Origin of the sequence: Streptomyces sp. NPDC020597 (assembly GCF_044335095.1) — a bacterium.
GTDB lineage: Bacteria > Actinomycetota > Actinomycetes > Streptomycetales > Streptomycetaceae > Streptomyces.
In genome coordinates this window covers 106,058-131,967 of sequence record NZ_JBIRUL010000008.1, presented here as the reverse complement: position 1 = coordinate 131,967, position 25,910 = coordinate 106,058, and the positions used below count along the sequence as shown (strand labels likewise).

23 protein-coding genes are annotated in these 25,910 nt (G+C 72.2%); 14 read left to right on the top strand and 9 right to left on the bottom strand.

Annotated features, from left to right (window positions below; genetic code table 11):
* The first annotated feature begins 101 nt into the window (after positions 1–101).
* From pheS to ACH4ZA_RS16435, 4 genes are all read left to right on the top strand, one after another.
* The gene (gene pheS / locus ACH4ZA_RS16450; RefSeq protein ID WP_398430034.1) at positions 102–1,223 is read left to right on the top strand and encodes a phenylalanine--tRNA ligase subunit alpha; all 1,122 of its coding nucleotides are present in this window, start codon (positions 102–104) and stop codon (positions 1,221–1,223) included.
* Positions 1,223–3,745: a phenylalanine--tRNA ligase subunit beta gene (gene pheT / locus ACH4ZA_RS16445; protein WP_398430033.1), complete on the top strand. Its 2,523-nt coding sequence runs from the start codon at positions 1,223–1,225 to the stop codon at positions 3,743–3,745. Before pheS ends, pheT begins: the two co-directional genes overlap by 1 nt.
* Before the next feature lie 269 nt (positions 3,746–4,014).
* Positions 4,015–5,355: a transcriptional regulator gene (locus ACH4ZA_RS16440; protein ID WP_398430032.1), complete on the top strand. Its 1,341-nt coding sequence runs from the start codon at positions 4,015–4,017 to the stop codon at positions 5,353–5,355.
* Between the two features lie 77 nt (positions 5,356–5,432).
* Positions 5,433–5,963 (top strand): NUDIX hydrolase, encoded by a 531-nt coding sequence (locus ACH4ZA_RS16435; RefSeq protein ID WP_398430031.1) that lies wholly within the window; start codon positions 5,433–5,435, stop codon positions 5,961–5,963.
* Positions 5,964–6,090: 127 nt separating this feature from the next.
* On the opposite strand, the gene ACH4ZA_RS16430 is transcribed toward ACH4ZA_RS16435, so the two are convergent.
* Positions 6,091–6,948, bottom strand: a complete 858-nt coding sequence (locus ACH4ZA_RS16430) for a 3-hydroxybutyryl-CoA dehydrogenase (RefSeq protein ID WP_266723634.1) — start codon at positions 6,946–6,948, stop codon at positions 6,091–6,093.
* Between the two features lie 181 nt (positions 6,949–7,129).
* Between ACH4ZA_RS16430 and ACH4ZA_RS16425 the strand changes: the two genes are divergently transcribed.
* Positions 7,130–8,350 (top strand): glycoside hydrolase family 10 protein, encoded by a 1,221-nt coding sequence (locus ACH4ZA_RS16425; RefSeq protein ID WP_398430029.1) that lies wholly within the window; start codon positions 7,130–7,132, stop codon positions 8,348–8,350.
* Positions 8,351–8,378: 28 nt separating this feature from the next.
* On the opposite strand, the gene ACH4ZA_RS16420 is transcribed toward ACH4ZA_RS16425, so the two are convergent.
* Together ACH4ZA_RS16420 and ACH4ZA_RS16415 are read right to left on the bottom strand one after the other, a co-directional pair.
* Positions 8,379–8,588 carry a DUF1918 domain-containing protein gene (locus tag ACH4ZA_RS16420; RefSeq protein WP_398430028.1) on the bottom strand — a complete coding sequence of 70 codons (210 nt, stop codon included), beginning with the start codon at positions 8,586–8,588 and terminating at the stop codon, positions 8,379–8,381.
* Positions 8,589–8,635: 47 nt separating this feature from the next.
* A complete protein-coding gene (locus ACH4ZA_RS16415; RefSeq protein ID WP_398430026.1) occupies positions 8,636–9,550 on the bottom strand; it encodes a DMT family transporter in 915 nt (304 codons plus the stop codon).
* On the opposite strand from ACH4ZA_RS16415, the gene ACH4ZA_RS16410 reads away from it, so the two are divergent.
* The 3 genes from ACH4ZA_RS16410 (at position 9,549) to ACH4ZA_RS16400 (ending at position 12,238) form a co-directional block, all read left to right on the top strand.
* On the top strand, positions 9,549–11,036 hold the full coding sequence (locus tag ACH4ZA_RS16410) for a PLP-dependent aminotransferase family protein (RefSeq protein WP_398430024.1): 1,488 nt from the start codon (positions 9,549–9,551) through the stop codon (positions 11,034–11,036). The two genes, ACH4ZA_RS16415 and ACH4ZA_RS16410, sit on opposite strands and share 2 nt — an antisense overlap.
* Positions 11,037–11,060: 24 nt before the next feature.
* The gene (locus ACH4ZA_RS16405; protein ID WP_398430022.1) at positions 11,061–11,531 is read left to right on the top strand and encodes a GNAT family N-acetyltransferase; all 471 of its coding nucleotides are present in this window, start codon (positions 11,061–11,063) and stop codon (positions 11,529–11,531) included.
* A 113-nt stretch (positions 11,532–11,644) separates the two neighbouring features.
* The gene (locus tag ACH4ZA_RS16400; protein WP_398430020.1) at positions 11,645–12,238 is read left to right on the top strand and encodes a histidine phosphatase family protein; all 594 of its coding nucleotides are present in this window, start codon (positions 11,645–11,647) and stop codon (positions 12,236–12,238) included.
* Here ACH4ZA_RS16400 and ACH4ZA_RS16395 read toward each other — a convergent pair.
* Positions 12,220–12,735 carry a DUF6314 family protein gene (locus ACH4ZA_RS16395; protein ID WP_398430018.1) on the bottom strand — a complete coding sequence of 172 codons (516 nt, stop codon included), beginning with the start codon at positions 12,733–12,735 and terminating at the stop codon, positions 12,220–12,222. The genes ACH4ZA_RS16400 and ACH4ZA_RS16395 overlap by 19 nt on opposite strands.
* Before the next feature lie 147 nt (positions 12,736–12,882).
* Here ACH4ZA_RS16395 and ACH4ZA_RS16390 point away from each other — a divergent pair, with 147 nt between their 5' ends.
* The 6 genes from ACH4ZA_RS16390 (at position 12,883) to ACH4ZA_RS16365 (ending at position 20,410) form a co-directional block, all read left to right on the top strand.
* Positions 12,883–15,417 (top strand): alpha-L-arabinofuranosidase C-terminal domain-containing protein, encoded by a 2,535-nt coding sequence (locus ACH4ZA_RS16390; protein WP_398430016.1) that lies wholly within the window; start codon positions 12,883–12,885, stop codon positions 15,415–15,417.
* 165 nt (positions 15,418–15,582) lie between these two features.
* Positions 15,583–16,611, top strand: a complete 1,029-nt coding sequence (argC, locus tag ACH4ZA_RS16385; protein WP_398430014.1) for an N-acetyl-gamma-glutamyl-phosphate reductase — start codon at positions 15,583–15,585, stop codon at positions 16,609–16,611.
* Complete coding sequence (gene argJ, locus ACH4ZA_RS16380) at positions 16,608–17,759, top strand: bifunctional glutamate N-acetyltransferase/amino-acid acetyltransferase ArgJ (protein WP_398430012.1); 1,152 nt, start codon at positions 16,608–16,610, stop codon at positions 17,757–17,759. The genes argC and argJ overlap by 4 nt, the downstream gene beginning before the upstream one ends.
* Positions 17,756–18,661: an acetylglutamate kinase gene (gene argB / locus ACH4ZA_RS16375; protein WP_398430010.1), complete on the top strand. Its 906-nt coding sequence runs from the start codon at positions 17,756–17,758 to the stop codon at positions 18,659–18,661. The genes argJ and argB overlap by 4 nt, the downstream gene beginning before the upstream one ends.
* Positions 18,658–19,857, top strand: a complete 1,200-nt coding sequence (locus tag ACH4ZA_RS16370; protein ID WP_398430008.1) for an acetylornithine transaminase — start codon at positions 18,658–18,660, stop codon at positions 19,855–19,857. The genes argB and ACH4ZA_RS16370 overlap by 4 nt, the downstream gene beginning before the upstream one ends.
* Before the next feature lie 7 nt (positions 19,858–19,864).
* Positions 19,865–20,410, top strand: a complete 546-nt coding sequence (locus ACH4ZA_RS16365) for an arginine repressor (RefSeq protein ID WP_398430006.1) — start codon at positions 19,865–19,867, stop codon at positions 20,408–20,410.
* 422 nt (positions 20,411–20,832) lie between these two features.
* Here ACH4ZA_RS16365 and ACH4ZA_RS16360 read toward each other — a convergent pair whose 3' ends face one another.
* The 5 genes from ACH4ZA_RS16360 to ACH4ZA_RS16340 all read right to left on the bottom strand — a co-directional run bounded on the left by ACH4ZA_RS16360 (position 20,833) and on the right by ACH4ZA_RS16340 (position 25,830).
* Positions 20,833–21,633, bottom strand: a complete 801-nt coding sequence (locus ACH4ZA_RS16360) for an FAD:protein FMN transferase (protein WP_398430004.1) — start codon at positions 21,631–21,633, stop codon at positions 20,833–20,835.
* A complete protein-coding gene (locus ACH4ZA_RS16355) occupies positions 21,626–22,774 on the bottom strand; it encodes an FMN-binding protein (RefSeq protein WP_398430002.1) in 1,149 nt (382 codons plus the stop codon). The genes ACH4ZA_RS16360 and ACH4ZA_RS16355 overlap by 8 nt, the downstream gene beginning before the upstream one ends.
* A 56-nt stretch (positions 22,775–22,830) precedes the next feature.
* On the bottom strand, positions 22,831–24,213 hold the full coding sequence (locus tag ACH4ZA_RS16350; RefSeq protein ID WP_319281518.1) for a ferredoxin reductase family protein: 1,383 nt from the start codon (positions 24,211–24,213) through the stop codon (positions 22,831–22,833).
* A gap of 143 nt (positions 24,214–24,356) precedes the next feature.
* Complete coding sequence (locus ACH4ZA_RS16345) at positions 24,357–25,091, bottom strand: L,D-transpeptidase (protein WP_398430000.1); 735 nt, start codon at positions 25,089–25,091, stop codon at positions 24,357–24,359.
* 70 nt (positions 25,092–25,161) lie between these two features.
* Positions 25,162–25,830, bottom strand: a complete 669-nt coding sequence (locus ACH4ZA_RS16340) for a pyridoxamine 5'-phosphate oxidase family protein (RefSeq protein ID WP_398429998.1) — start codon at positions 25,828–25,830, stop codon at positions 25,162–25,164.
* Positions 25,831–25,910 lie beyond the last annotated feature (80 nt).

Here is a 25,910-nt window from a genome sequence, read left to right as displayed (position 1 = left end):
CTCGGCCTTTGGCACCTTTGTGTCCCAGGGACGGCCCTCTGACCTCTGCGTGAGTCGGTGACGGGGACCTTCAGCCAGCCAATCGGAAGACACGGGAAGAGATGTCGGCACCGAATAAGTCGTACGACCCGGTAGAGGTCGAGGCCTTGAAACCGGAAGAGATCGAGCGCATGCGGGACGAGGCGCTCGCCGCCTTCGCCGCCGCGGACTCCCTCGACGCGCTCCAGGAGGCCAAGGTCGCCCACACCGGCGGCGCCTCCCCGCTGGCCCTGGCCAACCGCGAGATCGGCGCGCTGCCGCCGCACGCCAAGGCCGCCGCGGGCAAGCTGGTCGGCCAGGCCCGGGGCGCCGTGAACAAGGCCCTCGCCACGCGTCAGGAGGAGCTGGAGGCCGAGCGCGACCAGCGCGTCCTGGTCGAGGAGGCGGTGGACGTCACACTGCCCCACGACCGCGTGCCGGCCGGCGCCCGCCACCCGCTCACCACGCTGTCCGAGCGCATCGAGGACGTCTTCGTGGCCATGGGCTACGAGGTCGCCGAGGGCCCGCAGGTCGAGGCCGAGTGGTTCAACTTCGACGCCCTCAACATCGGGCCCGACCACCCGGCCCGCGGCGAGGCCGACACCTTCTTCGTGCAGGGCCCCGACGGCGGCGCCGAGTCCGGCGTCGTGCTGCGCACCCACACGTCTCCCGTGCAGATCCGCTCACTGCTGTCGCGCGAGCTGCCGGTGTACGTGATCTGCCCCGGCCGCGTGTACCGCACCGACGAGCTGGACGCCACCCACACTCCGGTCTTCCACCAGGTGGAACTGCTCGCCGTCGACGAGGGCCTGACCATGGCCGACCTCAAGGGCACCCTGGACCACATGGTCCAGGCACTGTTCGGCGAGGGCATGAAGACCCGGCTGCGGCCGAACTTCTTCCCCTTCACCGAGCCGTCCGCCGAGATGGACATGGTCTGCTACGTCTGCCGCGGCGAGTCCGTCGGCAACCCCGACCGCCCCTGCCGCACCTGCTCCAGCGAGGGCTGGATCGAGCTCGGCGGCTGCGGCATGGTCAACCCCAAGGTGCTGGCCGCGTGCGGCGTCGACCCGGAGAAGTACAGCGGGTTCGCCTTCGGGTTCGGCATCGAGCGAATGCTGATGTTCCGCCACAACGTCGAAGACATGCGAGACATGGTCGAGGGTGACGTCCGGTTCACCCGGCCGTTCGGGATGGAGATCTGATGCGGGTCCCGCTTTCCTGGCTGCGGGAGTACGTCGACCTGCCGGCCACCGAGACCGGCCGTGACGTGCAGGCCAAGCTCGTGTCGGCGGGCCTCGAGGTCGAGACCGTCGAGCACCTCGGAGCCGACCTGAAGGGCCCGCTCGTCGTGGGCCGGGTGCTCACGATCGAGGAGCTCGAGGGCTTCAAGAAGCCGATCCGCTTCTGCACCGTCGACGTCGGCACCGCCAACGGCACGGGCGAGCCGCAGGAGATCGTCTGCGGCGCCCGCAACTTCGCCGTCGGCGACAAGGTCGTCGTGGTTCTCCCGGGCGCCGTCCTGCCCGGCGGGTTCGCGATCGCCGCGCGCAAGACGTACGGCAAGACCTCCCACGGCATGATCTGCTCCGGCGACGAACTGGGCATGGGCGACGACGGCAGCCACGGCATCATCGTGCTGCCGCCGGAGACCGAGGTCGGCAAGGACGCCATCGAGCTCCTCGAACTGGTCGACGAGGTGCTGGACATCGCCGTCACCGCCAACCGCGGCGACTGCCTGTCCCTGCGCGGGGTCGCCCGCGAGGCCGCGATCGCCTATGGTCTGCCGCTGCGCGACCCGGCCCTGATCGACGTGCCGGCCCCGAACGCCTTCGGCTACCCCGTGCAGGTCTCCGAGCCGATGGGCTGCGACCGTTTCACCGCTCGCACCGTCACCGGTCTGAGCCCCGAGGCACGCTCCCCGATCTGGCTGAAGCGCCGGCTGCAGAAGGTCGGCATGCGCCCGATCTCGCTCGCCGTCGACGTCACCAACTACGTGATGATGGAGCTCGGCCAGCCGCTGCACGCCTACGACCGCAACCTGGTGCAGGGCGCCATCGGCGTCCGCCGGGCCGCGGAGGGCGAGCGGATCGTCACCCTCGACGGGGTCACCCGCACGCTGCACGCCGAGGACCTGGTCATCACCGACGACCGCGGTCCGATCGGCCTGGCCGGCGTCATGGGCGGCGCCGACACGGAGATCGCGGACCACGACGTCTTCGAGGAGGGAGGACGCTCCACCGGTGACGTGGTCATCGAGGCCGCCCACTTCGACGCGGTGTCGATCGCGCGCACCGCCCGCCGGCACAAGCTGTCCTCCGAGGCGTCCAAGCGCTTCGAGCGCGGCGTCGACCCGCAGGCCGCGGCTGCCGCCGCACAGCGCACCGTCGACCTGCTGGTACTGCTCGCCGGCGGCACGGCCGACGCGGGCGTCACGGAGATCATCGCGCCGTCCGCCCCGCACACGATCAGCGTCCCGGCGGACCATCCGGACAGGGTCGCGGGCGTGGTGTACGGCCGCGAGACCGTCGTGCGCCGGCTGCAGGAGATCGGCTGCGACGTCTACGGGCAGGACGAGCTGATCGTCACGGTCCCGTCCTGGCGGCCCGACCTCGCCGAGGCCAACGACCTGGCGGAGGAGGTCATCCGGCTGGAGGGTTACGAGAACCTGCCGTCCACGCTGCCCAAGCCGCCGTCGGGCCGCGGTCTCACCCACCGGCAGCGGCTGCACCGCCGCGTCGGCCGCGCGCTGGCCGGCGCCGGCTACGTCGAGGCGCCGAACTACCCGTTCGTGGGCGAGCAGGTCTTCGACCAGCTCGGTCTCGACGCCGACGACCCGGCCCGCCGTGTCGTGCGGCTCACCAACCCGCTCAACGACGAGGAGCCCGCGCTCCGCACGTCGCTGCTGCCGGGGCTGCTGGCCGCGCTGCGGCGCAACGACGGCCGGGGCCAGCACGACCTTGCGCTCTTCGAGACGGGTCTGGTCTTCCTCCCGCGCGAGGAGCAGGGCGTCGCCGGTCAGCTGCCGGTCGACCGTCGTCCCACCGACGAGGAGCTGGCGTCGCTGGACGCCGTGCTGCCCGAGCAGCCGCGCCATGTCGCCGTCGTCCTCGCGGGCGCCCGCGAGCAGGCCGGCTGGTGGGGCAGGGGCCGTCCGGCGGACTGGGCCGACGCCGTCGAGTCGGCGCGCACGGTCGCCCGGGAGGCCGGCGCCGAACTGATCGTCCGCAAGGGCCAGTACGGGCCGTGGCATCCCGGCCGGTGCGCCGAGTTCGCGGTGGTCGTGGACGGCGCGGAGAGGGTCGTCGGTCACGCGGGCGAGCTGCACCCCCGGGTGCTGAAGGCGCTGGGCCTGCCCGCCCGCACCTGCGCGATGGAGCTGGACCTCGACGTCCTCGAGGCGGTCGGCGACGACACCCCGCAGGCGCCGGGCATCTCCGCCTTCCCCGTCGCCACGCAGGACGTCGCCCTCGTCGTCGACGGGTTCGTGCCGCACGCCGAGGTCGAGGCCGCGCTGCGCGAGGGCGCCGGCGAACTGCTGGAGGCGATCCGGCTGTTCGACGTGTACGAGAACGCGGAGCAGCTGGGCGACGGGCGCAAGTCGCTCGCCTACGCGCTCCGCTTCCGCGCCGGCGACCGGACGCTGACGGTCGACGAGGCGTCGGCGGCGAGGGACGCGGCGGTGGCCCTGGCCGGCGAGCGCACCGGAGCCGTCCTGCGCGGCTGAGCACGGCGCACCACACCGACGGCGCGGCTCCTGCCCCCTGCACGGGGAGCGGGGGACCGCGCCGTCGGCCGTGTGACCCGAATCGCCGGGCCGTCGCTTTTCGAGGGGGAGCCGACGGCCCGGCGAACCTCTTGCGAGGCATTCCAGTCAAACCGACCGGAAACGCTCGGCGACAGTGCGCACACCCGGTGATTGCAGGCATTCCGTTCGCACCCCGTGTGAAGGCCGTGCCACTAGGCTGACGGCACCGAGGTACCGGGGGGCCACCCATGCAGCCCAACACTCTGCTCGACGCGATCCTGGACGAGGCGGGCATCTCGCACGCCGGCCTCGCCGCCCACGTCAACCAGGCCGGCCGGGCCCGCGGGCTGGCCCTGCGCTACGAGCACACGGCGGTGGCCCGGTGGCTGAAAGGGCAGCGGCCGAGGGGCCAGGTGCCGGACCTGATCTGCGAGGTGCTCGCGGGCCGGCTGCACCGTCCGGTCACCCTCGACGACATCGGGCTCGGCGTCCCCGGCGAGTCGTCCGCTCCGCACGGCACCTCGCTCTCCGGGTTCGTCGAGCGGGCAACCGCGCTGTGGCGCTCCGACGAGCAGCAGCGTCCGCACATCCTGGGCGCGCCCGCCGTCACCGGCACACCCGCCGTGATGCCCGTCTGGGAGTGGGAGAACCCGCCGGAGGACGTGGACGTCTCGCGCGGCGGCCGGCATCGCGTCACCTCCACCGACCTGGAGATGCTGCGGGCCGCCCGTACCCACTACGAGCAGCTGTACCGCAAGGCCGGAGGCATCGCGACGCGCAGCCGCATCGTCGGCTTCCTGAACGCCGAGGCCGCCCCGTTGCTGCGCGGCAGCTACACCGACGAGACGGGCCGTCAACTGCACCGGGCGACCGGGGGGTTGGTGGCGGTCGCCGGGATCTGCGCCTACGACTCGGACGCGCACGGACTGGCCCAGCGCTACTTCCACCAGGCGCTCAGACTGGCGAAGGCCAGCGGGGACCGGGGGCTCGGGGCCTACGTCATCGCCCTTCTCGTCAACCAGTCGCTGTTCATGCGGGAGTACCGGCAGGCGGTCGCCTTCGCGGAGGCCGCGCTGCGGGCGGCGGGCAAGCACATCACGCCCGCTCTCGCCTCGGACCTGTACGCGATGCAGGCCAAGGCGTACGCGCACCTCGGCGACGGCACGAGCGCCCTGTCGTGCATCCGGCGTGCGGAGACGGCCGCCGATCGCATCCTGCGTGGTCGCGAGCCCGACGAGACGGGCTATGTCCAGCCGGGCCTGGTCAACGTCCAGGTGGCGGAGGCGCTGCTCAGCCTCGGCGACCTGGCCGCGGCCGCCGAGCACGCGGCGGCCGCCGTCGGCACCCCGGCGCACGACCGGGGCCGGGTGCACCGGCTGGCCATGCTCAGCACGATCGAGCTGCGGCAGGGCAATGCCGACAAGGCGGTGGTCACCGCGATGGAGATGGCCGAACAGGCCCGGGGGATGGAGTCGCAGCGGCTGCGCGACCGACTCCGGGCGGTGCGCGAGCACCTGGCGCGCAGCGGCTGCGTGGGCACGGCCGAGGCGGCCGAACTCATCGACGGGGCGCTGCGCGTACCGCTGTAGACGGGGCCCGGCCGCCACCGTCGCCGCATGGTTCCTGCTGCGATATTGCCACTTACTCGAAGGAAGGTGGCAGAACCGTGCAGTGGACGAAACAGAACGAGCAAACTGTGTATGAAAACCGCTGGTTCAGCGTCAACCTGGCAGATGTGGAGCTGCCCGACGGTCGGCACCTCGACCACTTCCTCATACGGCTGAGGCCGGTCGCCGTGGCCACGGTCGTGAACGCGGCGAACGAGGCGCTCCTGCTGTGGCGGCACCGTTTCATCACCGACAGCTGGGGCTGGGAGCTCGCTGCGGGCGTGGTCGAGGACGGCGAGGACGTCGCCCGCGCCGCCGCCCGGGAGCTCGAGGAGGAGACCGGCTGGCGGCCGGGGCCGCTGCGCCACCTGATGAGCGTGGAGCCGTCCAACGGGCTCACCGACGCCGTCCACCACATCTACTGGTCGGACCGCGGGGAGTACGTGGGGCACCCGGTGGACGACTTCGAGTCGGACCGCCGCGAATGGGTTCCCCTGGAGGCCGTCCCCGACCTCGTCGCCCGGGGGGAGGTCCCGGCCGCCAACATGGCGGCCGCTCTGATGCTGCTGCACCACCACAGGATCGGCTGAGCCAGTGCCCCGGCTCCCGCGGGCCCGCCCGGGTCGCGCGCGCGGGGCGCGGGCACGCCCGGCGGGTGGAACGCCGAGGGCCCGGCGCCGCGAGCAGCGCCGGGCCCGTCCCGCACGGGGCCGGCCGTCAGTACGTGTAGAAGCCCGAGCCGGTCTTGCGGCCGAGGCGGCCGGCGTCGACCATGCGCTGGAGCAGTGGGGGAGCGGCGTACAGCGGCTCCTTGTACTCGTCGTACATGCTCTGCGCCACCGAGGCCACGGTGTCCAGGCCGATCAGGTCGGACAGCTTGAGCGGGCCCATCGGGTGGGCGCAGCCCATCTCCATGCCGTTGTCGATGTCCTCGCGGCTGGCGATGCCCGTCTCGAACATCCGGATCGCCGACAGCAGATACGGGATCAGCAGGGCGTTGACCACGAAGCCCGATCGGTCCTGGGCGCGGATCGCGTGCTTGCCCAGCACCTTCTCCGCGAACAGCTGCGCCCGGCCGAGCGTCCCCTCGGAGGTGGTCAGCGCCGGGATCAGCTCGACCAGCTTCTGCACCGGGGCCGGATTGAAGAAGTGCACGCCGACGACCTGGTCGGGCCGCGAGGTGGCGACCGCCAGCTTCACCAGCGGGATGGAGGAGGTGTTGGAGGCGAGGATCGCGTCCGGGCGGGTCACCACCTGGTCGAGGACCTGGAAGATCTCCGTCTTGACCTGCTCGTTCTCCACCACCGCCTCGACGACCAGGTCGCGGTCGGCGAACTCGCCGAGGTCGGTGGTGAAGCTCAGGCGCGCCAGCGTCGCGTCGCGCTCCTCCTCGGAGATCTTGCCGCGCTCGGCGGCCTTGGCCAGGGAGTTGAACAGCCGGGTACGGCCGATCTCCAGGGCTTCGCCGGTCGTCTCGGCGACCTTGACGTCGAGACCGGCGCGGGCGCAGACCTCGGCGATGCCCGCCCCCATCTGGCCGCAGCCCACCACTCCGACCCGTTCGATGTCGGTCACATCGTCCCTTTCGCCGCGCTGACTTCGTTGGCAGGGGCACGCCCACCGGATTCCGGCAGGCCTGCTCCGATCGTGCACGTTACTAGCAAGTATCGATGATCGATCGCCGGGGTGGGGGCATGCTGGGGCCCGACACGATCCGTGACCGTACGGATCCACGGAGTATGTGGGGATGTGTGCGATGGGGCGACTGACCCGGCGGGCGTTCGCGCTGGCAGCGCTGTCGGCGTTCACCACGACGGGTGCGGCGGCCGCTCCCGCGGGGGAGCGAAGAGCGACGACCGAGATGCGGGGGATGTGGGTGGCGACCGTCTCCAACCGCGACTGGCCGTCCCGCCCCGGCCTGTCCGCCGCGGCGCAGCGCGCCGAACTGATCGCGCTGCTCGACCTGGCGGTCAGCAGGCGGCTGAACACGGTGGTCTTCCAGGTGCGCCCCACGGCGGACGCGCTGTGGCCCTCACCGTACGAACCGTGGTCCCAGGTGCTCACCGGCGTCCAGGGCCGCTCGCCCGGCTGGGACCCGCTGGGCACGGCCGTCACGGAGGCCCACGCGCGCGGACTCCAGCTGCACGCCTGGTTCAACCCGTACCGCGTCGCCACCCACGACGATCCCACGAGGCTCGTCGCCGCCCATCCCGCACGCAGGCATCCGGACTGGCTCGTCCCGTTCGGCGGGAGGCTCTACTACAACCCCGGTCTGCCGGAGGTCCGTGCCTTCGTCCAGGACGCCGTCCTGGACGCGGTCCGCCGGTACCCCGTGGACGCCGTGCACTTCGACGACTACTTCTACCCCTACCCGGTGGCCGGGCAGACCTTCGACGACGAGGCCGCCTACGACGCCCACGGCGGCGCCTTCTCCAGCCGGGCCGCCTGGCGGCGCGACAACGTCGACCGGCTGGTGCTGGAGACCGCCGCCCGGATCAAGGCCGTACGGCCCACGACCCAGTTCGGCATCAGCCCGTTCGGGGTGTGGCGCAACGCCTCGACCGACCCGCGCGGCTCCGCCACCCGGGCGCTGCAGTCGTACGACGACATCCACGCCGACACCCGCAAGTGGGTGCGCCAGGGCTGGATCGACTACGTCGTGCCGCAGCTGTACTGGAACATCGGGCTGTCGGCCGCCGACTACGCCAAGCTCGTGCCCTGGTGGGCGGAGGTGGCGAAGGGCAGCCGCACCCGCCTGTACATCGGCGAGGCCCTCTACCGGGCGGGCGATCCCGCGCAGCCCGCGGCCTGGCAGGACCCGGCCGAGCTGTCGGACCACCTCGATCTGGCGGCCCGGCACCCCGAGGTGCGCGGCCATGTCTTCTTCGCCGCCAAGGACGTGCGGACGGACCGGATCGGGGCGATGGCGAGAGTGGTCTCGGACCACTACCCGAGGCGGGCGGAGGCTCCGCGGTGAGCCGGGGCCGCGGAGCCGGCGCCGTGTGTCACGACCGGGGCTCGCCGGCGCCGGCCGACCTGTGACGGATCTCGGTGTCGGGGCCGGGTGAGCACACACCGACGTGCCCGTCCTCGAAGCGGACGCGGTACGGGGGGCTGCCCGCCCGGCCCATCACCTCGAGGATCTCGCCGACCTTGTCGTGTTGCCCGACCACCCTGCCGTGCTGGACGAACTGGTCGCCCTCGGTTGCGCGCATCTGTGGGGCCTCCTCACCGGGTGCGGGAGCGGCGGCGCGTTCCTGGACTAGCCGCGCGCCCGCTGTGTGACGGCGATGCAGACGAGCACGGCTGCCGCCGTCAGCGGAGCGGCGGGCGTGAGGTGCTCGCCCAGCAGCAGCACCGACCACACCAGTGTGAGCAGCGGCTGGGCCAACTGCAACTGGCTGGCCTTCGGAACGCCGATGGCCGCCATGCCCCGGTACCAGACCACGAGCCCGAGGAACTGCGAACCCGCCGCGACCCACAGCAGCCCGGTCACGCTGTGCACGGTCAGACGGGCGCTCTCGTGGGCCAGCGCCAGCCAGGCCGCGGGCACGCCGACGGGCAGGCAGAACACCAGCGCCCAGCCGATGACCTGCCAGCCCGGCATCACCCGGGCTAGCCTGCCGCCCTCGGTGTAACCGGCGGCGCACACCAGCAGCGCCGCGAACAGGTACAGGTCGGCCGTGGTCGCGGCTCCACCGCTCTGCTGCACGGTGAACGCGGCCACCGCGCAGGCGCCGGCCACGGCCGCCGCCCAGAACGTACGGGACGGGCGCACGCCCGTGCGCAGGGCGGACAGCAGCGCCGTCGTCAGCGGCAGCAGACCGACCACGACGGCGGCGTGCGCGGTGGTGGACGTCCGCAGGGCGAGCGTGGTGAGCAGCGGGAAGCCGACGACCACCCCGCCGGCGACGACGGCGAGCCCCGCCCAGTGCCGCCGGGCGGGCGGCGGGATGCGCAGCGCGAGCAGACAGGCGCCCGCGATCAGTGCGGCCAGGACGCTGCGCACGGCGACCAGCGCCCACGGGCCGAAGCCCTCCAGCCCCCAGGCGGTGGCGGGGAAGGTCAGGGAGAAGGCGACGACCCCGAGGGTTGCCTGCAGGGTGCCGCGACCGCTCGGCCGGGAGGTGCTGACCGCTATCGCTGTCGGTGCAGTAGCGCTACTCTGTACTGTCATGCAAGAGCGTAGCAGTGTGGGTGAGCTGGCGGATCGGCTGCGCAAGGAGCTCGACCGCTACTCTCCCGGTGGAAAGCTCCCATCGAGCCGGGCCCTGGTCGAGAGATTCCGGGTGAGCCCGGTGACCGTGTCGCGGGCGCTGGCGCAGCTGGCCGCGGAGGGCCTGGTGGTGACCCGTCCCGGCGCGGGCGCCTTCCGGACCCGGCCGACGCGCGCCACGGCCGCGCCCGCGGCGGACACCTCCTGGCAGGAGGTCGCGCTGAGCGCGGACGGAGCCGCCGACCTGGTCCCGCGTTCGGTGGACGCCTCGGGCGTCACGGTGTCGCTGGCCGCTCCGCCACCCGGTGTGATCGAGTTCAACGGCGGCTATCTGCACCCCTCGTTGCAGCCGGAACGCGCGATGGCGGCGGCCCTGGCGAGAGCCGGGCGGCGTCCCGGAGCCTGGGGGCGGCCGCCCATGGAAGGGCTGCCCGAGCTGCGCGAGTGGTTCGCCCGGGCCATCGGCGGCTCGCTCACCGCGGCCGAGGTGCTGGTGAGCGCCGGCGGCCAGGCCGCGCTCACCACCGCCCTGCGCGCCCTCGCCCCGCCCGGCGCACCGGTCCTGGTCGAGTCGCCGACCTACCCCGGCATGCTGGCGATCGCCCGGTCGGCGGGGCTGCGCCCGGTGCCGGTCCCGGTCGACGCGGACGGGGTGCGACCACAGCTGCTCGCCGACGCGTTCCGGGCCACCGGCGCCCGGGTGTTCGTCTGCCAGCCGCTGTTCCAGAACCCGACCGGCGCCGTGCTGGCCGCCGACCGGCGCCCGCAGGTGCTCCGCATCGCCCGCGAGGCGGGCGCGTTCGTCGTCGAGGACGACTTCGTGCGCCGCCTCGCCCACGAGGACGCCGGGCAGCTGCCGAGGCCGCTGGTCGCCGACGACCCCGACGGCGTCGTCGTCCACGTCGGTTCGCTGACCAAGGCGACCTCGCCGAGCTTCCGGGTCAGCGCGCTGGCCGCGCGCGGGCCGGTCCTGGAGCGGCTGCGCGCCATCCAGGTCGTCGACACCTTCTTCGTGCCCCGCCCGCTGCAGGAGGCGGCGCTCGAACTGGTCGGCTCGCCGGCCTGGCCCCGACATCTGCGGACCGTCGCCGCCGAGTTGCGGACCAGGCGGGAGGCGATGACCTCCGCGCTGCGGCTGCGGCTGCCCGAACTCGAACTGCCGCACATCCCGTCCGGCGGTTACCACCTGTGGCTGCGGCTGCCCGGCGGGGCCGGGGACGCCTCCAGCGCCCTGGGCTCCCAGACCGAGGCTGCGTTCACGGCCGCGGCCCTGCGGGCCGGCGTCGCCCTCACCCCGGGCCGGCCCTACTTCAGCGCCGAACCCCCGGCCGCCCACGTGCGGCTGAGCTTCGCCGCCGTCGCCGGCACGGAGGAGATCGCCGAGGGCGTCCGGCGGCTGCGGGCGGCGTGCGACGAGGCGCTGCCCGCAAACCGTTCGACAGCGTGAACGCCGTCCTGTGAGGATCCGGCCATGACTGCCACGCACCCCGGGAACCCCACCCCGCCCCTCGCCGAGGGCTACGAGATCTCCACCGACCCCGCCCGCGTCGACGCCGAGCGCGTGCACCGCTGGCTGTCCACGGACGCGTACTGGGCGACCGGCCGCGGGCGGGAGAAGCAGGACCGGGCGATCGACGCCTCGCTGAACTTCGGCGTGTACGACACGACGTCCGGCGAGCAGGTCGCCTACGCGCGGGTCGTGACGGACCTCGCGACCTTCGCGTGGCTGTGCGACGTCTACGTGGACCGTGCGGTGCGAGGGAAGGGCATCGGCACCGCGCTGGTCGCCGCCGTGCGCGACCACCTGCGTCCCCACGACCTGCGCCGCATCCTGCTCGCCACCCAAGACGCGCACGGGGTGTACCGGCAGGTCGGCTTCGAGGCGCTGGAGAAGCCCGACAACTGGATGGCGCTGATCTTCGACCGGCCCGGCACGGCATGACCGCGCTGTTTTCTGGCGACTTGTCCCACGGGCCCTGACCCGTCGGTAAGTTTTCTTCCGGCCGTCCGCCGACACCTCTTGACCTGCGCAGTTGCGCGGCTCACCATCACCGCATGCCACTTCGGGTCACGTTCGTCGCCGCCGCTCGCAGCTCCCCGCTGCTCGCGGAGCGCTTCGAGGACGACCGGCCGCTGGACCAGGCGGGCTGGGGCGAGGTGCAGCGCGCGGCCTCCGAGCTGCTCCCGCTCGCGGCCGCCGAGCTGCGTTACTGCTCGCCGACCCCGCGCAGCCGGGCCACCGGGGACGCGCTCGGATACGCCCCGCTGGTGCAGCTCGCGCTGCGCGACTGCGACATGGGCCGCTGGCGCGGGTTCACGCTCGGCGAGGCGATGGCGCGGGAGCCCGAGGCCGTGGACGCCTGGCTGGCCGACCCGTTGGCCACCCCGCACGGCGGCGAGTCCCTGCTCGGTTTCATCTCCCGGGTGGGCGGCTGGCTCGACACCCGGCCGGTGGAGGACGGCTGCCGCATCGTCGCCGTCGCCGAGCCGAGCGTGATCCGCGCCGCCCTGGTGTACGCGCTGAAGGCGCCGCCCTCGACGTACTGGAACATCGACGTGCGCCCGCTGTCCACGACCACCGTCACCGGCCGCGGGGGCCGCTGGAACCTGCGTCTCGAAGGAGCGCCGGTTCAGCCCACGCGCGCGTAGTCGGTGACGAGGAGCAGGTCCTTGACGGGGCCGGCCACGCGCCAGACCGTCCGCCAGCGGTCCCCGTCACGGACGGTGAACTCGCCCCGGTAGAGGTCCGCCGAGCAGGGGTGGTCGGCCACGTGCCGTCCGGTCGTGAGATCCAGGTCGTGGAAGGGGCGGCCGTCGGCGAACCGCACGTCCGCCGTGCCGGGCCGGGAGCCCGGCAGAAAACGCAGCGTGCGCGCGGCGGGCCGGGCGACGCCGAGCCAGACGAACGTGCCGCACTCCTCGTGCAGCAGCCCACCGTCCGCAAGCGGCCCACCGTCCGCAAGCGGCTCACCGTCCGCAAGCGGTCCGCCGTGCTCCCCGGGGGCGTCGCGGTGCGGCGCTCCGAACACCGTGACGCCCTCGAAGCGGCCCTCGCCGCCGCCCGCCAGGTCCCGCACCGACCGCTCCACCCGCCAGCTTCCCGTGAGGTACGCCAGCACGTCCGGCACTGGCCGGAACCCGCCCATGGGACGCCCCCTCCGTCACTCCCGCCGTCGCACGCCCCATTGACGTGCCTCGGTCACCTCTCTATCTTGCCGTTCGCAGTGTTGATCATCGTCTGATATTTCGAACGACTCGCAGAGAACTCCCCCCATCGAGCCGCGGAGTCATTCATGTCGCGCAGCACCACCCGAACCACCCGAGGCATCCGAACCGCACGCACCACCCGCACCGCCCGCACGCGCTGGAGAATCGGCCTTCCGGTCACGGCCCTGCTGACCGCCACCGCCCTCCTCCCCGCCCCGGCGCACGCCGAGTCCGTGACCGACTACAGCATCAGCGTCGACCCGTCCGCCAAGGGCGCGAAGATCGACGACACGATGTACGGCGTCTTCTTCGAGGACATCAACCGGGCGGCCGACGGCGGCCTGTACGCCGAACTCGTGCAGAACAGGTCCTTCGAGTACGCCGCCGTCGACAACAGGTCGTACACCCCGTTGACCTCCTGGACGGTCGAGGGCGCGGCGGAGGTCCTGAACGACGCCGGCCGGCTCAACGACCGCAACCGCAACTACCTCTCGCTGGGCGCGGGCTCGTCGGTCACGAACTCCGGGTACAACACCGGCGTCCGGGTCGAGCAGGGCAAGAAGTACGACTTCTCGGTGTGGGCCCGCGCCGAGAACGGCGCCACCCTCACCGTGAGCCTCCAGGACGCCGGCGGCGCGCTGGCCGCCGCCCGCACGGTGGCCGTCCGCAAGGGCGGCTGGGTCCGGTACCAGGCGTCCTTCACCGCCGCCCGCACCAGCAGCGACGGCCGGCTGACGGTGGGCTCCTCGGCCGCGACCGCCCTCGACATGGTGTCGCTGTTCCCCCGGGAGACCTACCGCAACGAGCCCAACGGACTGCGCAAGGACCTCGCCGAGAAGATCGCGGCCCTGCATCCCGGGTTCGTGCGCTTCCCCGGCGGGTGCCTGGTGAACACCGGTTCCATGCAGGACTACAGCGAGGCGTCCGGCTGGCAGCGCGCCCGCTCCTACCAGTGGAAGGACACCGTCGGACCCGTCGAGCAGCGCGCCGTCAACTCCAACTTCTGGGGCTACAACCAGAGTTACGGCCTCGGCTACTACGAGTACTTCCGCTTCGCCGAGGACGTCGGCGCGATGCCGCTGCCCGTGGTCCCCGCCCTGGTCACCGGCTGCGGCCAGAACAGGGCGGTCGTCGACGAGGCGCTGCTCAAGCGCCACATCCAGGACACCCTGGACCTGATCGAGTTCGCCAACGGCCCGGTCACCTCCCCCTGGGGCAGGAAGCGCGCGCAGATGGGCCACCCTCGCCCCTTCCGTCTGACCCACCTCGAGGTCGGCAACGAGGAGAACCTGCCCGTCGAGTTCTTCGCCCGCTTCAAGGAGTTCCGCTCCGCGATCGAGGCGAAGTACCCGGACGTCACCGTCATCTCCAACTCCGGTCCCGACGACTCGGGTTCGACCTTCGACACGGCCTGGAAGCTCAACCGGGACGCCAAGGTCGACATGGTCGACGAGCACTACTACAACAGCCCGCAGTGGTTCCTGCAGAACAACGACCGCTACGACTCCTACGACCGCGGCGGCCCCAAGGTCTTCCTCGGCGAGTACGCCTCCCAGGGCAACGCCTTCAAGAACGGGCTGGCCGAAGCCGCGTTCATGACCGGCCTCGAACGCAACGCCGACGTCGTCGAACTCGCCTCCTATGCGCCGCTGTTCGCCAACGAGGACTACGTCCAGTGGCGCCCGGACCTGGTGTGGTTCAACAACCACGCCTCCTGGAACTCCGCCAACTACGAGGTCCAGAAGCTGTTCATGACCAACGTCGGCGACCGCGTGGTGCCCTCGTCGGCGACCGCCACCCCCTCCCTCCAGGGCCCGATCACGGGCGCCGTCGGCCTGTCGACCTGGGCGACCAGTGCGGCGTACGACGATGTGCGGGTGACCGGTGCGGACGGCGCGCCACTCCTGAGCGACGACTTCTCCGGTGACGCCTCGCGGTGGACGCACACCGGCGGCGGCAGCTGGTCACTGCAGGACGGGCAGTACGTGCAGACCGACGCCGCCGCCGAGAACACCATGGTCTCGGCCGGTGACGCCGCCTGGCACGACTACGACCTGCACGTGAAGGCCACCAAGAAGTCCGGCAAGGAAGGGTTCCTCGTCGCGTTCGGCGTCAAGGACACCGGCAACTACTACTGGTGGAACCTGGGCGGCTGGAACAACACCCAGTCCGCCGTCGAGCAGGCCGTGGACGGCGGCAAGTCGACGCTGGTCTCCAAGGCCGGGTCCGTCGAGACGGGCCGCGCCTACGACATCGACGTCAAGGTGCGCGGCCGGCAGGTGACCCTCTACCTCGACGGCCAGGAGTGGGGCAGCTTCACCGACGACAAGCCGGCCGAGCCGTTCCGGCAGGTCGTCACCGAGGACCGCGGCACCGGCGACCTGATCGTCAAGGTCGTCAACGCCCAGTCCTCGGACGCCCGTACGGCGATCGACCTCGGTGGCGCCAAGGTCGCCTCCAGGGCGAAGGCGATCACCCTCACCGCGGCCCCGGACGCGGTCAACACGGAGACCGGCACGCCGGTCGCCCCGGTGACCTCCACCGTCACCGGGGTCGCGGGGAAGTTCACCCACACCTTCCCGGCGAACTCGATCACCTTCCTGCGGATCAGGCAGCTCTGACCCGCGGAGGTGACGGATCCCGGCGGGCGCGGGCGGGCCACCGCTCACGCCCGCCGGGGTTACGCGGGCCGCGGGAGCGGGCAGGGATCACTCCGGGTCGGCTCCTGCATGGATTGCATAAACGTGCATCGAAACGTATAGTCATGCCATCCAGGAGGAGGAGTCATGGTGGTACGTGCGGCGGTGGCCGGAGCGAGCGGGTATGCGGGCGGAGAGCTCCTGCGCCTGCTCCTCGCGCACCCCGAGGTGGAGATCGGCGCCCTGACCGGCCATTCCAACGCCGGGCAAAGGCTGGGCGGGATCCAGCCGCACCTGCTGCCGCTGGCCGGCCGCGTCCTCCAGGAGACCACCCCCGAGGTCCTCGCCGGACACGACGTCGTCTTCCTCGCCCTCCCGCACGGCCAGTCCGCGGCCGTGGCCGAGCAGCTCGGCCCGGAGGCCCTCGTCGTCGACATGGGCGCCGACTTCCGACTGAAGGACCCGGCCGACTGGGAGCGGTTCTACGGCTCCGCGCACGCCGGGACCTGGCCCTACGGCCTCCCCGAACTGCCGGGCGGCCGCGCGGCGCTGGAGGGGTCCAAGCGCATCGCGGTCCCCGGCTGCTATCCGACGGCCGTCTCGCTCGCGCTCTTCCCGGCGTACGCGGCGAGCCTGACCGAGCCCGAGGCCGTGATCGTCGCCGCCTCCGGCACCTCCGGCGCCGGCAAGGCGGCCAAGCCTCACCTGCTGGGCTCCGAGGTCATGGGGTCGATGTCGCCGTACGGCGTGGGCGGCGGCCACCGGCACACCCCGGAGATGATCCAGAACCTCAGCGCCGCCGCCGGAGAGCCCGTCTCCGTCTCCTTCACGCCCACCCTCGCGCCGATGTCCCGCGGCATCCTCGCCACGTGCAGCGCCAAGGCGAAGCCCGGCGTCACCGCCGAGTCCGTGCGCGCCGCCTACGAGAAGGCCTTCGCCGACGAGCCGTTCGTCCACCTCCTCCCCGAGGGGCAGTGGCCCGCGACCGCCTCCGTCTACGGCTCCAACGCCGTCCAGGTACAGGTCGCGTACGACGCGGCCGCGGATCGCGTCATCGCCGTCAGCGCCATCGACAACCTGACCAAGGGCACCGCCGGCGGCGCCCTGCAGAGCATGAACATCGCCCTCGGCCTCGACGAGACCACGGGGCTTTCCACGATCGGAGTCGCACCGTGAGCGTCACGGCAGCCAAGGGATTCACAGCGGCGGGCATCGCCGCCGGGATCAAGGAGAACGGCAACCCGGACCTGGCCCTCGTGGTCAACGACGGGCCCCGCCGCGCCGCCGCCGGCGTCTTCACCTCCAACCGCGTGAAGGCCGCGCCCGTGCTGTGGTCGGAGCAGGTCCTCAGGAGCGGCGAGCTGACCGCCGTCGTGCTGAACTCCGGCGGCGCCAACGCGTGCACCGGACCCAAGGGCTTCCAGGACACGCACGCGACGGCCGAGAAGGTCGCCGAGGTGCTGGAGATCGGCGCGGGCGAGGTCGCCGTCGCCTCCACCGGCCTCATCGGCGTCCTGCTCCCGATGGACAGGCTGCTGCCGGGGATCGAGACCGCCGCCGGTCAGCTCTCCGAGCACGGCGGCGAGAAGGCCGCCATCGCCATCAAGACGACGGACTCGGTCCACAAGACGTCCGTGGCCCAGGGCGACGGCTGGACCGTCGGCGGCATGGCCAAGGGCGCCGGCATGCTCGCCCCCGGCCTCGCCACCATGCTGGTCGTCCTCACCACCGACGCCGACGTCGACAGCGGGACCCTGGACAAGGCGCTGCGCGACGCCACCCGGGTCACCTTCGACCGCGTCGACTCCGACGGCTGCATGTCCACCAACGACACCGTGCTGCTGCTGGCCTCCGGCGCCTCCGGCGTCGCTCCGTCGTACGAGGAGTTCGCCGAGGCCGTGCGCGCCGTGTGCGACGACCTCGGCCAGCAGCTCATCCGCGACGCCGAGGGCGCCAGCAAGGACATCAAGATCGAGGTCGTGGGCGCGGCCAGCGAGGACGACGCCGTCGAGGTGGGCCGCTCGATCGCCCGCAACAACCTCCTCAAGTGCGCCGTCCACGGCGAGGACCCCAACTGGGGCCGGGTGCTGTCCGCGATCGGCACCACGAAGGCCGTCTTCGAGCCCGACCGGCTCAACGTCGCCATCAACGGCGTCTGGGTCTGCAGGAACGGCGGCGTCGGCGAGGACCGCGACCAGGTCGACATGCGCTACCGCGAGGTCCACATCGTCGCCGACCTGGCCGCCGGCTCGGAGTCGGCCGTCATCTGGACCAACGACCTGACCGCCGACTACGTCCACGAGAACAGCGCGTACTCCTCATGAGCAACGTGACCCGCAAGCACACCGCGCTCCCCAAGGCCCAGATCCTCATCGAGGCGCTGCCCTGGCTGGTCCGCCACAACGGCAAGACCGTCGTCATCAAGTTCGGCGGCAACGCCATGATCGACGATGACCTGAAGGCCGCGTTCGCCCAGGACGTCGTCTTCCTGCACCATGCCGGCATCAGGCCGGTCGTCGTGCACGGCGGCGGTCCGCAGATCAGCGCCGCCCTCGACCGGCACGGCATCGTCAGCGAGTTCAGGGCAGGCCTTCGCGTCACCACCGAGGAGGCCATGGACGTCGTACGGATGGTGCTCGCCGGGCAGGTCCAGCGCGAGCTGGTCGGCCTGCTCAACCAGCACGGTCCGCTCGCCGTCGGACTGACCGGCGAGGACGCGCACACCATCACCGCCACCAGGCACCAGCCGCAGATCGACGGCGAGTCCGTCGACATCGGGCGGGTCGGCGAGATCACCGCGATCGACACGGGCGCCATCGAGGCACTGCTCGCCGACGGCCGCATCCCGGTCGTCTCGTCGATCGCCAGGAGCCAGGACGACGGACATGTCTACAACGTCAATGCTGATACGGCGGCTGCGGCACTCGCTGCTGCTCTGGGCGCCGAAACCCTCATGGTCCTCACGGACGTCGAGGGCCTCTACGAGGACTGGCCCAACAGCGACGAGGTGATCAGCCGCCTCACCGCCTCCCAACTGGAGAAGCTGCTGCCGGAGTTGAGCTCCGGCATGGTCCCCAAGATGGAGGGTTGTCTGCACGCCGTGCGAGGCGGCGTCACCACCGCCCGGGTCATCGACGGGCGCGTCCAGCACTCGATCCTGCTGGAGATCTTCACCGACGAAGGCATCGGCACGATGGTCGTGCCCGACGGACAGGGGGAGCCGTGAGCGACGCCAACCAGGAACTGACCGCGCGGTGGCAGAGCGCGTTCATGAACAACTACGGCACCCCGCTGCTGCCCCTGGCGCGCGGCGCGGGCAGCCGGGTCTGGGACGCCGACGGCAAGGAGTACCTGGACTTCGTCGGCGGCATCGCGGTCAACGCCCTCGGTCACGCCCACCCGGCCGTCGTCGAGGCCGTGAGCCGGCAGATCGGCGCTCTCGGCCACATCTCCAACTTCTTCATGGCGGAACCGACCGTCGCGCTCGCCGAACGGCTGCTGCGGCACTTCGGGCGGGACGGCAGGGTCTTCTTCTGCAACTCGGGCGCCGAGGCGAACGAGGCCGCCTTCAAGATCGGCCGGCTGACCGGGCGGACCCGTGTCGTCGCCACGGAGGGCGCGTTCCACGGCCGGACCATGGGCGCCCTCGCGCTCACCGGCCAGCAGGGCAAGAGGGAACCGTTCCTGCCGCTGCCCGGAGACGTCACCCACGTCCCCTTCGGCGACGCCCAGGCGCTGGCCGCCGCCGTCACCGAGGAGACGGCGCTCGTCGTTCTCGAGCCGATCCAGGGCGAGCTGGGCGTCGTCGTGCCGCCCGCGGGGTATCTCAAGGCGGCCCGCGCCATCACCGCCGCGACCGGCGCGCTGCTGGTCCTCGACGAGGTGCAGACCGGCGTCGGCAGGACCGGGCAGTGGTTCGAGTACCAGGCCCACGAGGGCGTCCTGCCGGACATCGTCACGCTGGCGAAGGGACTCGGCGGCGGACTGCCGCTGGGCGCGACGGTCGCCTTCGGGCGGGCGGCGGACCTGCTGCAGCCGGGCCAGCACGGGACCACTTTCGGCGGCAACCCGGTCGCCTGCGCCGCCGGCCTCGCCGTCCTCGAGACGATCGAGAACGAGGGGTTGCTGGAGAACGTCAAGCGCCAGAGCGAGAGGTTGCGGGACGGAATCGAGGCCGTCGGCCACCCGTTGATCGATTATGTCCGGGGCGCCGGCCTCCTCCTGGGTATCGTGCTCACCGAGCCCCTCGCGCCCCAGGTGCGTCAGGCGGCTCAGGAGGCCGGGTTCCTGGTGAACGTGCCTGCCCCCGACGTCATCCGGCTGATGCCGCCGCTGAACCTCGGCGACGACGAGACGGAGGCGTTCCTCGGGGCGCTGCCCGGCATCCTCGACGCAGTGAACGGGGACCGATCCGGAGAATGAGACGACGATGAGTCAGGCGCAGGACCATGAGCACCCGGGAGCCAACGGGCCCGCCGTGCCGCAGACCCGCACCGCGCGCCACCGCCGGATCGTGGACATCCTCAACCGGCAGGCGGTGCGCTCGCAGAGCCAGCTGGCGAAGCTGCTGTCGGACGACGGGCTGAGCGTCACCCAGGCGACGCTCTCCCGGGACCTGGACGAGCTGAACGCGGTCAAGATCCGCAACAACGACGGCGACCTGATCTACGCGGTGCCCAGCGAGGGGGGATTCCGCACCCCTCGGGCGCCGCTGGGGGAGTCGGCGAAGGAGGAGCGGATGCGGCGGCTGTCGCAGGAGCTGCTGATCTCCGCGGAGGCTTCCGCCAACCTCGTGGTCCTGCGGACCCCTCCGGGGGCCGCGCAGTTCCTCGCCTCGGCGATCGACCAGGCCGAGCTGCACGACATCCTGGGGACCATCGCCGGCGACGACACGCTGCTGCTGATCAGCCGGGAGGCGACCGGGGGGCAGGCGCTGGCCGATCATCTCCTGCGGTTGGCGCAGAACGGCCACTGACGGCTGCCGCCGAGGGGGCCGCCTTCTTGTGCCGGGTGCGGTTCGGTGGGGGCGGTTTTGCGCAGTTCCCCGCGCCCCTGGGGCCGTGAGTGGGCTGATCGTGCGGGTGGACGTGCGGGTCTGTGGGGGTTTGTTGCGCAGTTCCCCGCGCCCCTGGGGCCGTGGGTGGGCTGATCGTGTGGGTGGGCCTGCGGGTCTGTGGGGGTTTGTTGCGCAGTTCCCCGCGCCCCTGGGGCCGTGGGTGGGCTGATCGTGTGGGTGGGCGTGCGGGTCTGTGGGGGTTTGTTGCGCACTTCCCCGCGCCCCTGGGGCCGTGGGTGGGCTGATCGTGTGGCTGGGCGTGCGGGTCCGTGGGGGTTTGTTGCGCAGTTCCCCGCGCCCCCGGTGGTGGGGTTGCGCGGGGTTTCGTCTCCGGGGCGGGGTCAGCCCAGGCGGGATGCCAGGCCGCCTGTGCAGCGGACCTCGTCGCCTGCCGTGATGAGGAGGGCCTCGACGTCCGGAAGGGACTCCAGCCAGCCCAGCGCCTCCCGTGAGCCCATCGCGAAGGCCGCAGTGGCCCAGCAGTCCGCCCAGGTCAGCCGGGGCGTCACCACCGTCACGGCGACCAGGTCGGTCACCGCGGAGCGGCCCGTGCGCGGGTCCACGATGTGGGCGCCGCGCTCCGACGTCCCGGACGTCGCCACCGCGAGCTCGTCCGCGCCCGCCGCCGAGACCACCGCCGCGAGCCCGCCGGGACGCAGCGGGTCGGAGACGCCGACCCGCCACGGCCGCTCGGGCCCGGGGACGCCCAGCAGCTGCACGTCCCCGCCGCCGTTGACGCTCACCCCGCTCACGCCCGCCGCCGCGATCAGCCGGGCCGCGCGCTCCGCGGCCCAGCCCTTCACGATGCCCGTCGGGTCGAGCCGGCCCTGGTAGCGCATGCTGAACCAGCCGTCGCTGGCCCGTTCGGCCTCGCCGCCCAGCTCCAGCACCTCGGCCACCTCGGGATCGCACTCCTCGAGCGCCAGCTCGCCGCGCGCCAGCCGGGAGACCTGGCTGTTCTCGCGGTAGGTGCTGAACACCTCGTTCACCCGGTGCAGCGAGGCGACCGCCTCGTCCAGCGCCGTCCGCACCGCCTCGGCGTCGCCGCCGCGGACGTCGAAGGAGAAGACGGTCCCCATGACCTCTTCCGCGTGCCGCACCACGGCCGGGGCCGCCGCCGACTCGGCCACCGTGTCAGACACCGGCCTTGTCCAGTGCGGACTGCAGGGACTTCTTGTAGCCCTCGCTGGTGTAGGTGGCGCCGGAGACGGAGTCGATGTCGGCGCTGCCGGCGGCGACGGCCTCCTGGTTGAGCTTGGGGACGGAGAGCTGGGTCTTCTGGTCGCTGGTGCCGCCCTTGGGGGCCTGTACCGCCTCGGCCTTGGTGATCTTGCCGCCGGCCACCGTGATGCGGACCTGCACCGGCCCGTACTGCGTCTGCTCGACGCTGCCGGTGACGGTCTTGGCCTGTGCGGCGCCCGCGGAGCCGGAGGAACCCGCGGACGAGCCGGAACCGCCCGCGTTCCCGGAACCGCCCGCGTTCCCGGAACCGCCCGCGTTCCCGGAGCCCGACGACGGTCCCTTGCCCGCCTTCGCCTTGTCCAGTGCGGACTGCAGGGACTTCTTGTAGCCCTCGCTGGTGTAGGTGGCGCCGGAGACGGAGTCGATGTCGGCGCTGCCGGCGGCGACGGCCTCCTGGTTGAGCTTGGGGACGGAGAGCTGGGTCTTCTGGTCGCTGGTGCCGCCCTTGGGGGCCTGAACGGCCTCGGCCTTGGTGATCTTGCCGCCGGCCACCGTGATGCGGACCTGCACGGCCCCGTACTGCGTCTGCGCGGCGTCTCCGGTGAACGTGCTGGCGGCCTGCGCGCTTCCGGAGCCCTGGGAGGCGCCGGCGCTCGCGTTCGCCTTGTCGATCGCCGACTGCAGGGACTTCTTGTAGCCCTCGCTGGTGTAGGTGGCGCCGGACACCGTGTCGATGTTCGCGCTCTGCCGGGCGACCACCGCGGCGTTCAGCTTGGGGACGGCCAGCTCCGTCTTCTGCGTGCTGGTGCCGCCCTTGGGGGCCTGAACGGCCTCCGCCTTGGTGATCTTGTTCTCGACGACGGTGATACGGACCTGCACGGCCCCGTACTGGGTCTGGGCCGCGTCACCGGTCATCGTTCCCGACACGACCGAGCCCGCACCGCCCTGGGCGGCCTCCTGCGCCGCGGCGCCGGCGCCCGCCCCGGCCGCCTGTGTGGCGCCGGGGTCGGCCGAGGGCTTCAGCGACAGCAGCAGCACGACCCCGGACACGGTGGCGGCGGTGGCCAGCACGACCCGCCGGAGCGGGTGACTCTTCCTCATCGCTTACTGAGCTCCTGATTCCCGTTGGTGGCGAGGTTCCCGTGCGTACGGGTCGCTCACATCTCGAACGACTCGTGGTGGATGCGGCGGGCGGGGACCCCGGCGCCGCGCAGTGCCTCGTACACGCCCTGGGCGAAGCCGTTCGGCCCGCACATGAAAACGTCGTGGCTGTCGATGTCGGGGATCTTGCGCTGCAGCGACTCCGCCGAGATGTCGGGGCGTTCCCCGTCGGGGCTGTTGACCGCGTACATCAGCCGTGCCCCGCGCTCGTCGGCGATCTTCGCCAGCTCGTCCCACAGGGCCAGGTCCTGGGTGCTGTTGGCCCGGTACAGCAGGGTGATGTCACCGGCCGCGCCCGGCAGCGTCTCGAACAGCGCCCGCATCGGGGTGATGCCGACCCCGCCGGCCACCAGCAGCACCTTGCCGCGGCTGCGCCGGGACGCCGTCATCGCGCCGTAGGGTCCCTCGGCCCAGACCTTCGTGCCGGGCGTCAGCTCGCGCAGCGCGGCGCTGTGGTCGCCGATCGCCTTGACGGTGATCCGCAGCAGCTCCGGGCGGGGCGCGGCGGAAAGCGAGTAGGGGTGGGAGCTCATGCGCATCCCCGGCGCCATGAACCGCCAGCGGAAGAACTGGCCGGCCTCCGCGCCCATCCGGTGCAGCTTGCGTCCGCCGATCAGCACCGACACGATGCCCGGCGTCTCCTCGATGACCGCCTCGACGTACAGGCGGTGGCGCAGGTTCAGCCGCACGGGGGTGATGACCCGGTACCAGACGACCAACGCGGTGACCGTGCCGTACAGCGCGTACCAGGCGGTCTTCGCGGTCGGCTCGACGGCGAAGTCGTTTCCGGTGGTGATCTGGTGCCAGAACGTCAGGAACACGGCCGCGTACGTCATCAGGTGGATGTGGTACCAGGTGTCGTACGGCATCTTGCGCCGGACCGGGCCGATGGACACCACGCCGATCAGCACCAGCAGACCGGTGCCGATGGCGGCCTTGCCCATGTCGGGCAGCTGGTTCACCGAGTCGACGGTCTGCGAGACGATGTCGCCGAGCGACTTCCCCGCCTGCAGCGCGTATCCCCACATGATGAGGAACACGTGCGCGAACGTCAGGCAGAGCGTGTACCGGCCGCTCATCGCGTGCCAGCGGGCGACGCGGTCCGAGCCCACCCGGCGCTCCAGCGCCGGCACCCTGGCCATCTGCAGCACGACGAGCGCCATCAGGTATCCGGCGAGCAGACCGGTGATCCGCCCCGCGTTGAGGATCTTGCTGTTGTCGTCCGCGATGTTCGGCGTGTTGTCCCACCACAGCCACAGCACGCCCGCGGCTCCCGCCCAGACGGCGATCAACAGCGGCACGGCCGGGGAGCGGCGCGGACGGATGCGGCGCATCGTCTGGCGGCGGGCGGCACGGCCGCCGGCGATCGTCGTGGTCACTGTTCCTCCGTGGGTGCGGACCCTTGGCCCTCAGATACGGGCCACGGCCGCGCAGCGTTCAGTTGCGGCGAGAGTCCCGCGCGGAGGACCGCCGGCGGGCGTGACCGCCGGTAACCGTCACCGGGGGCGGAGTCCGCCCCGGCTCAGTACCGGGTGATCGCGGTCGGCCCGCCCGCCGTGCCGATCGCGATGTGCGGCCGCCCCTCCGGCCTGGCCCACGCGAGGATCCGCCGCATCGCCGCGGCCGGCACCGACACGCATCCCGCCGTCGCCCCGCGCCCGTCGACGTGCAGAAAGATCCCCGCGCCGCGATTGCGCACCGGCTTGCGATAGTTGAAGCCGATGACCAGAGCGTGCGCGTACTGGGCGCGATAGGCGACCAGGTGCTCGGACTCGCCGGCCCGGCAGTCTGCCGGGCGCGGTTCGGTCCACCGGTTGTAGGCGCGGGAGGCGTTGTCCTGGCACCACCAGGAGTCCTCGTGGACCGGACGGTACGGGTACGACGTCCCGCTCGGCGGCGCCTGGACCCCGAAGGCGAAGGGGAGGTCGTACAGGCCCGTCGGGGTCGTGTTGCCGCCCTGCCGGCGCGCGGCGCCCTCGACGAGGCCCTTCGCGCCGAACCGGGCGGGAGCGGAACCGGCCCGCACCCATCGCCCGTCGCGCAGGTCCCACCAGGCGACGACGCCGGCGACGGAGCCGGCCCCCGGGGCCAGGGCGGTGATCAGCTGGGCGCCGGGGCCCGGATCCGCCATGCGCGCGGGCAGGGGCGCCTCACGCGGCGCCGGCGCCGCGGCACGCGGGACCGCGCCGGCCCCGGGGGCCGCGCCGAGCGCGAGCAGGGCGGCGATGGCGAGGCCGGCGGCTGCACGAGGAGACATGCGAAGACGCTATGGGCGCACACCGTCGCCGGCAGTCCGGGAGGGGCCGACCGTGTGTCAGCGCCGTGTGTCAGCGCGGCGGCCGCGCCTGCTGCGCCTGTTCCGTCTGCTGTGCGGGATGTGCGGGATGTGCGGGATGTGCGGGCGGCGGGAGCGGGTGCAGCGGCGGGAGCGGCAGGGGCAGCCCGGGCAGTCCGTCGATGCTCGTGGCGATGTGGTCCTTCTTGGCGAAGTACGCGCCGAGCGAGACGTCGTCCTCCCGGGCGAAGCGCTTGCCGTGCAGTTCGCGGTCCTCGTCGTAGGTCATGAAGGGCACCGCGTACCCGCAGGTGTCCCGGACGAGTTCGGCGTGCACCACGATGACCGCGCGCAGTCCGTGCGAGCTCGGGTCGATCTCCGGGAAGCGGCCCAGGAGTTCGCCGAAGCGGGGGTCGTCGCGGAAGACCGGCTCGCCCCGGCCGTGCACCCGCACGATGTTCGGCGGCCCCTGGAAGGCGCACCACATCAGCGTGATCCGGCCGTTCTCGCGCAGGTGCGCGACGGTCTCGGCGTTGGATCCGGCGAAGTCGAGGTAGGCCACGGTGTGCTCGTCGAGCACGGCGAACGAGCCCTTGAGGCCCTTGGGGGAGAGGTTGACCGTGCCGTCGCCGGACAGGGGCGCGGTCGCGGTGAAGAAGAGGGGCTGCTCCTCGATGAACGAACGGAGCCTTCCGTCTATGCGCTCGTAGGTCTTTCCCATGGTGGGGAAGTATCCGGGAAAGTATTTCGTGTGTCTAAGGAAATAGGGGAATCTCATTCCCCTCGTGCGACCGCGCGTGT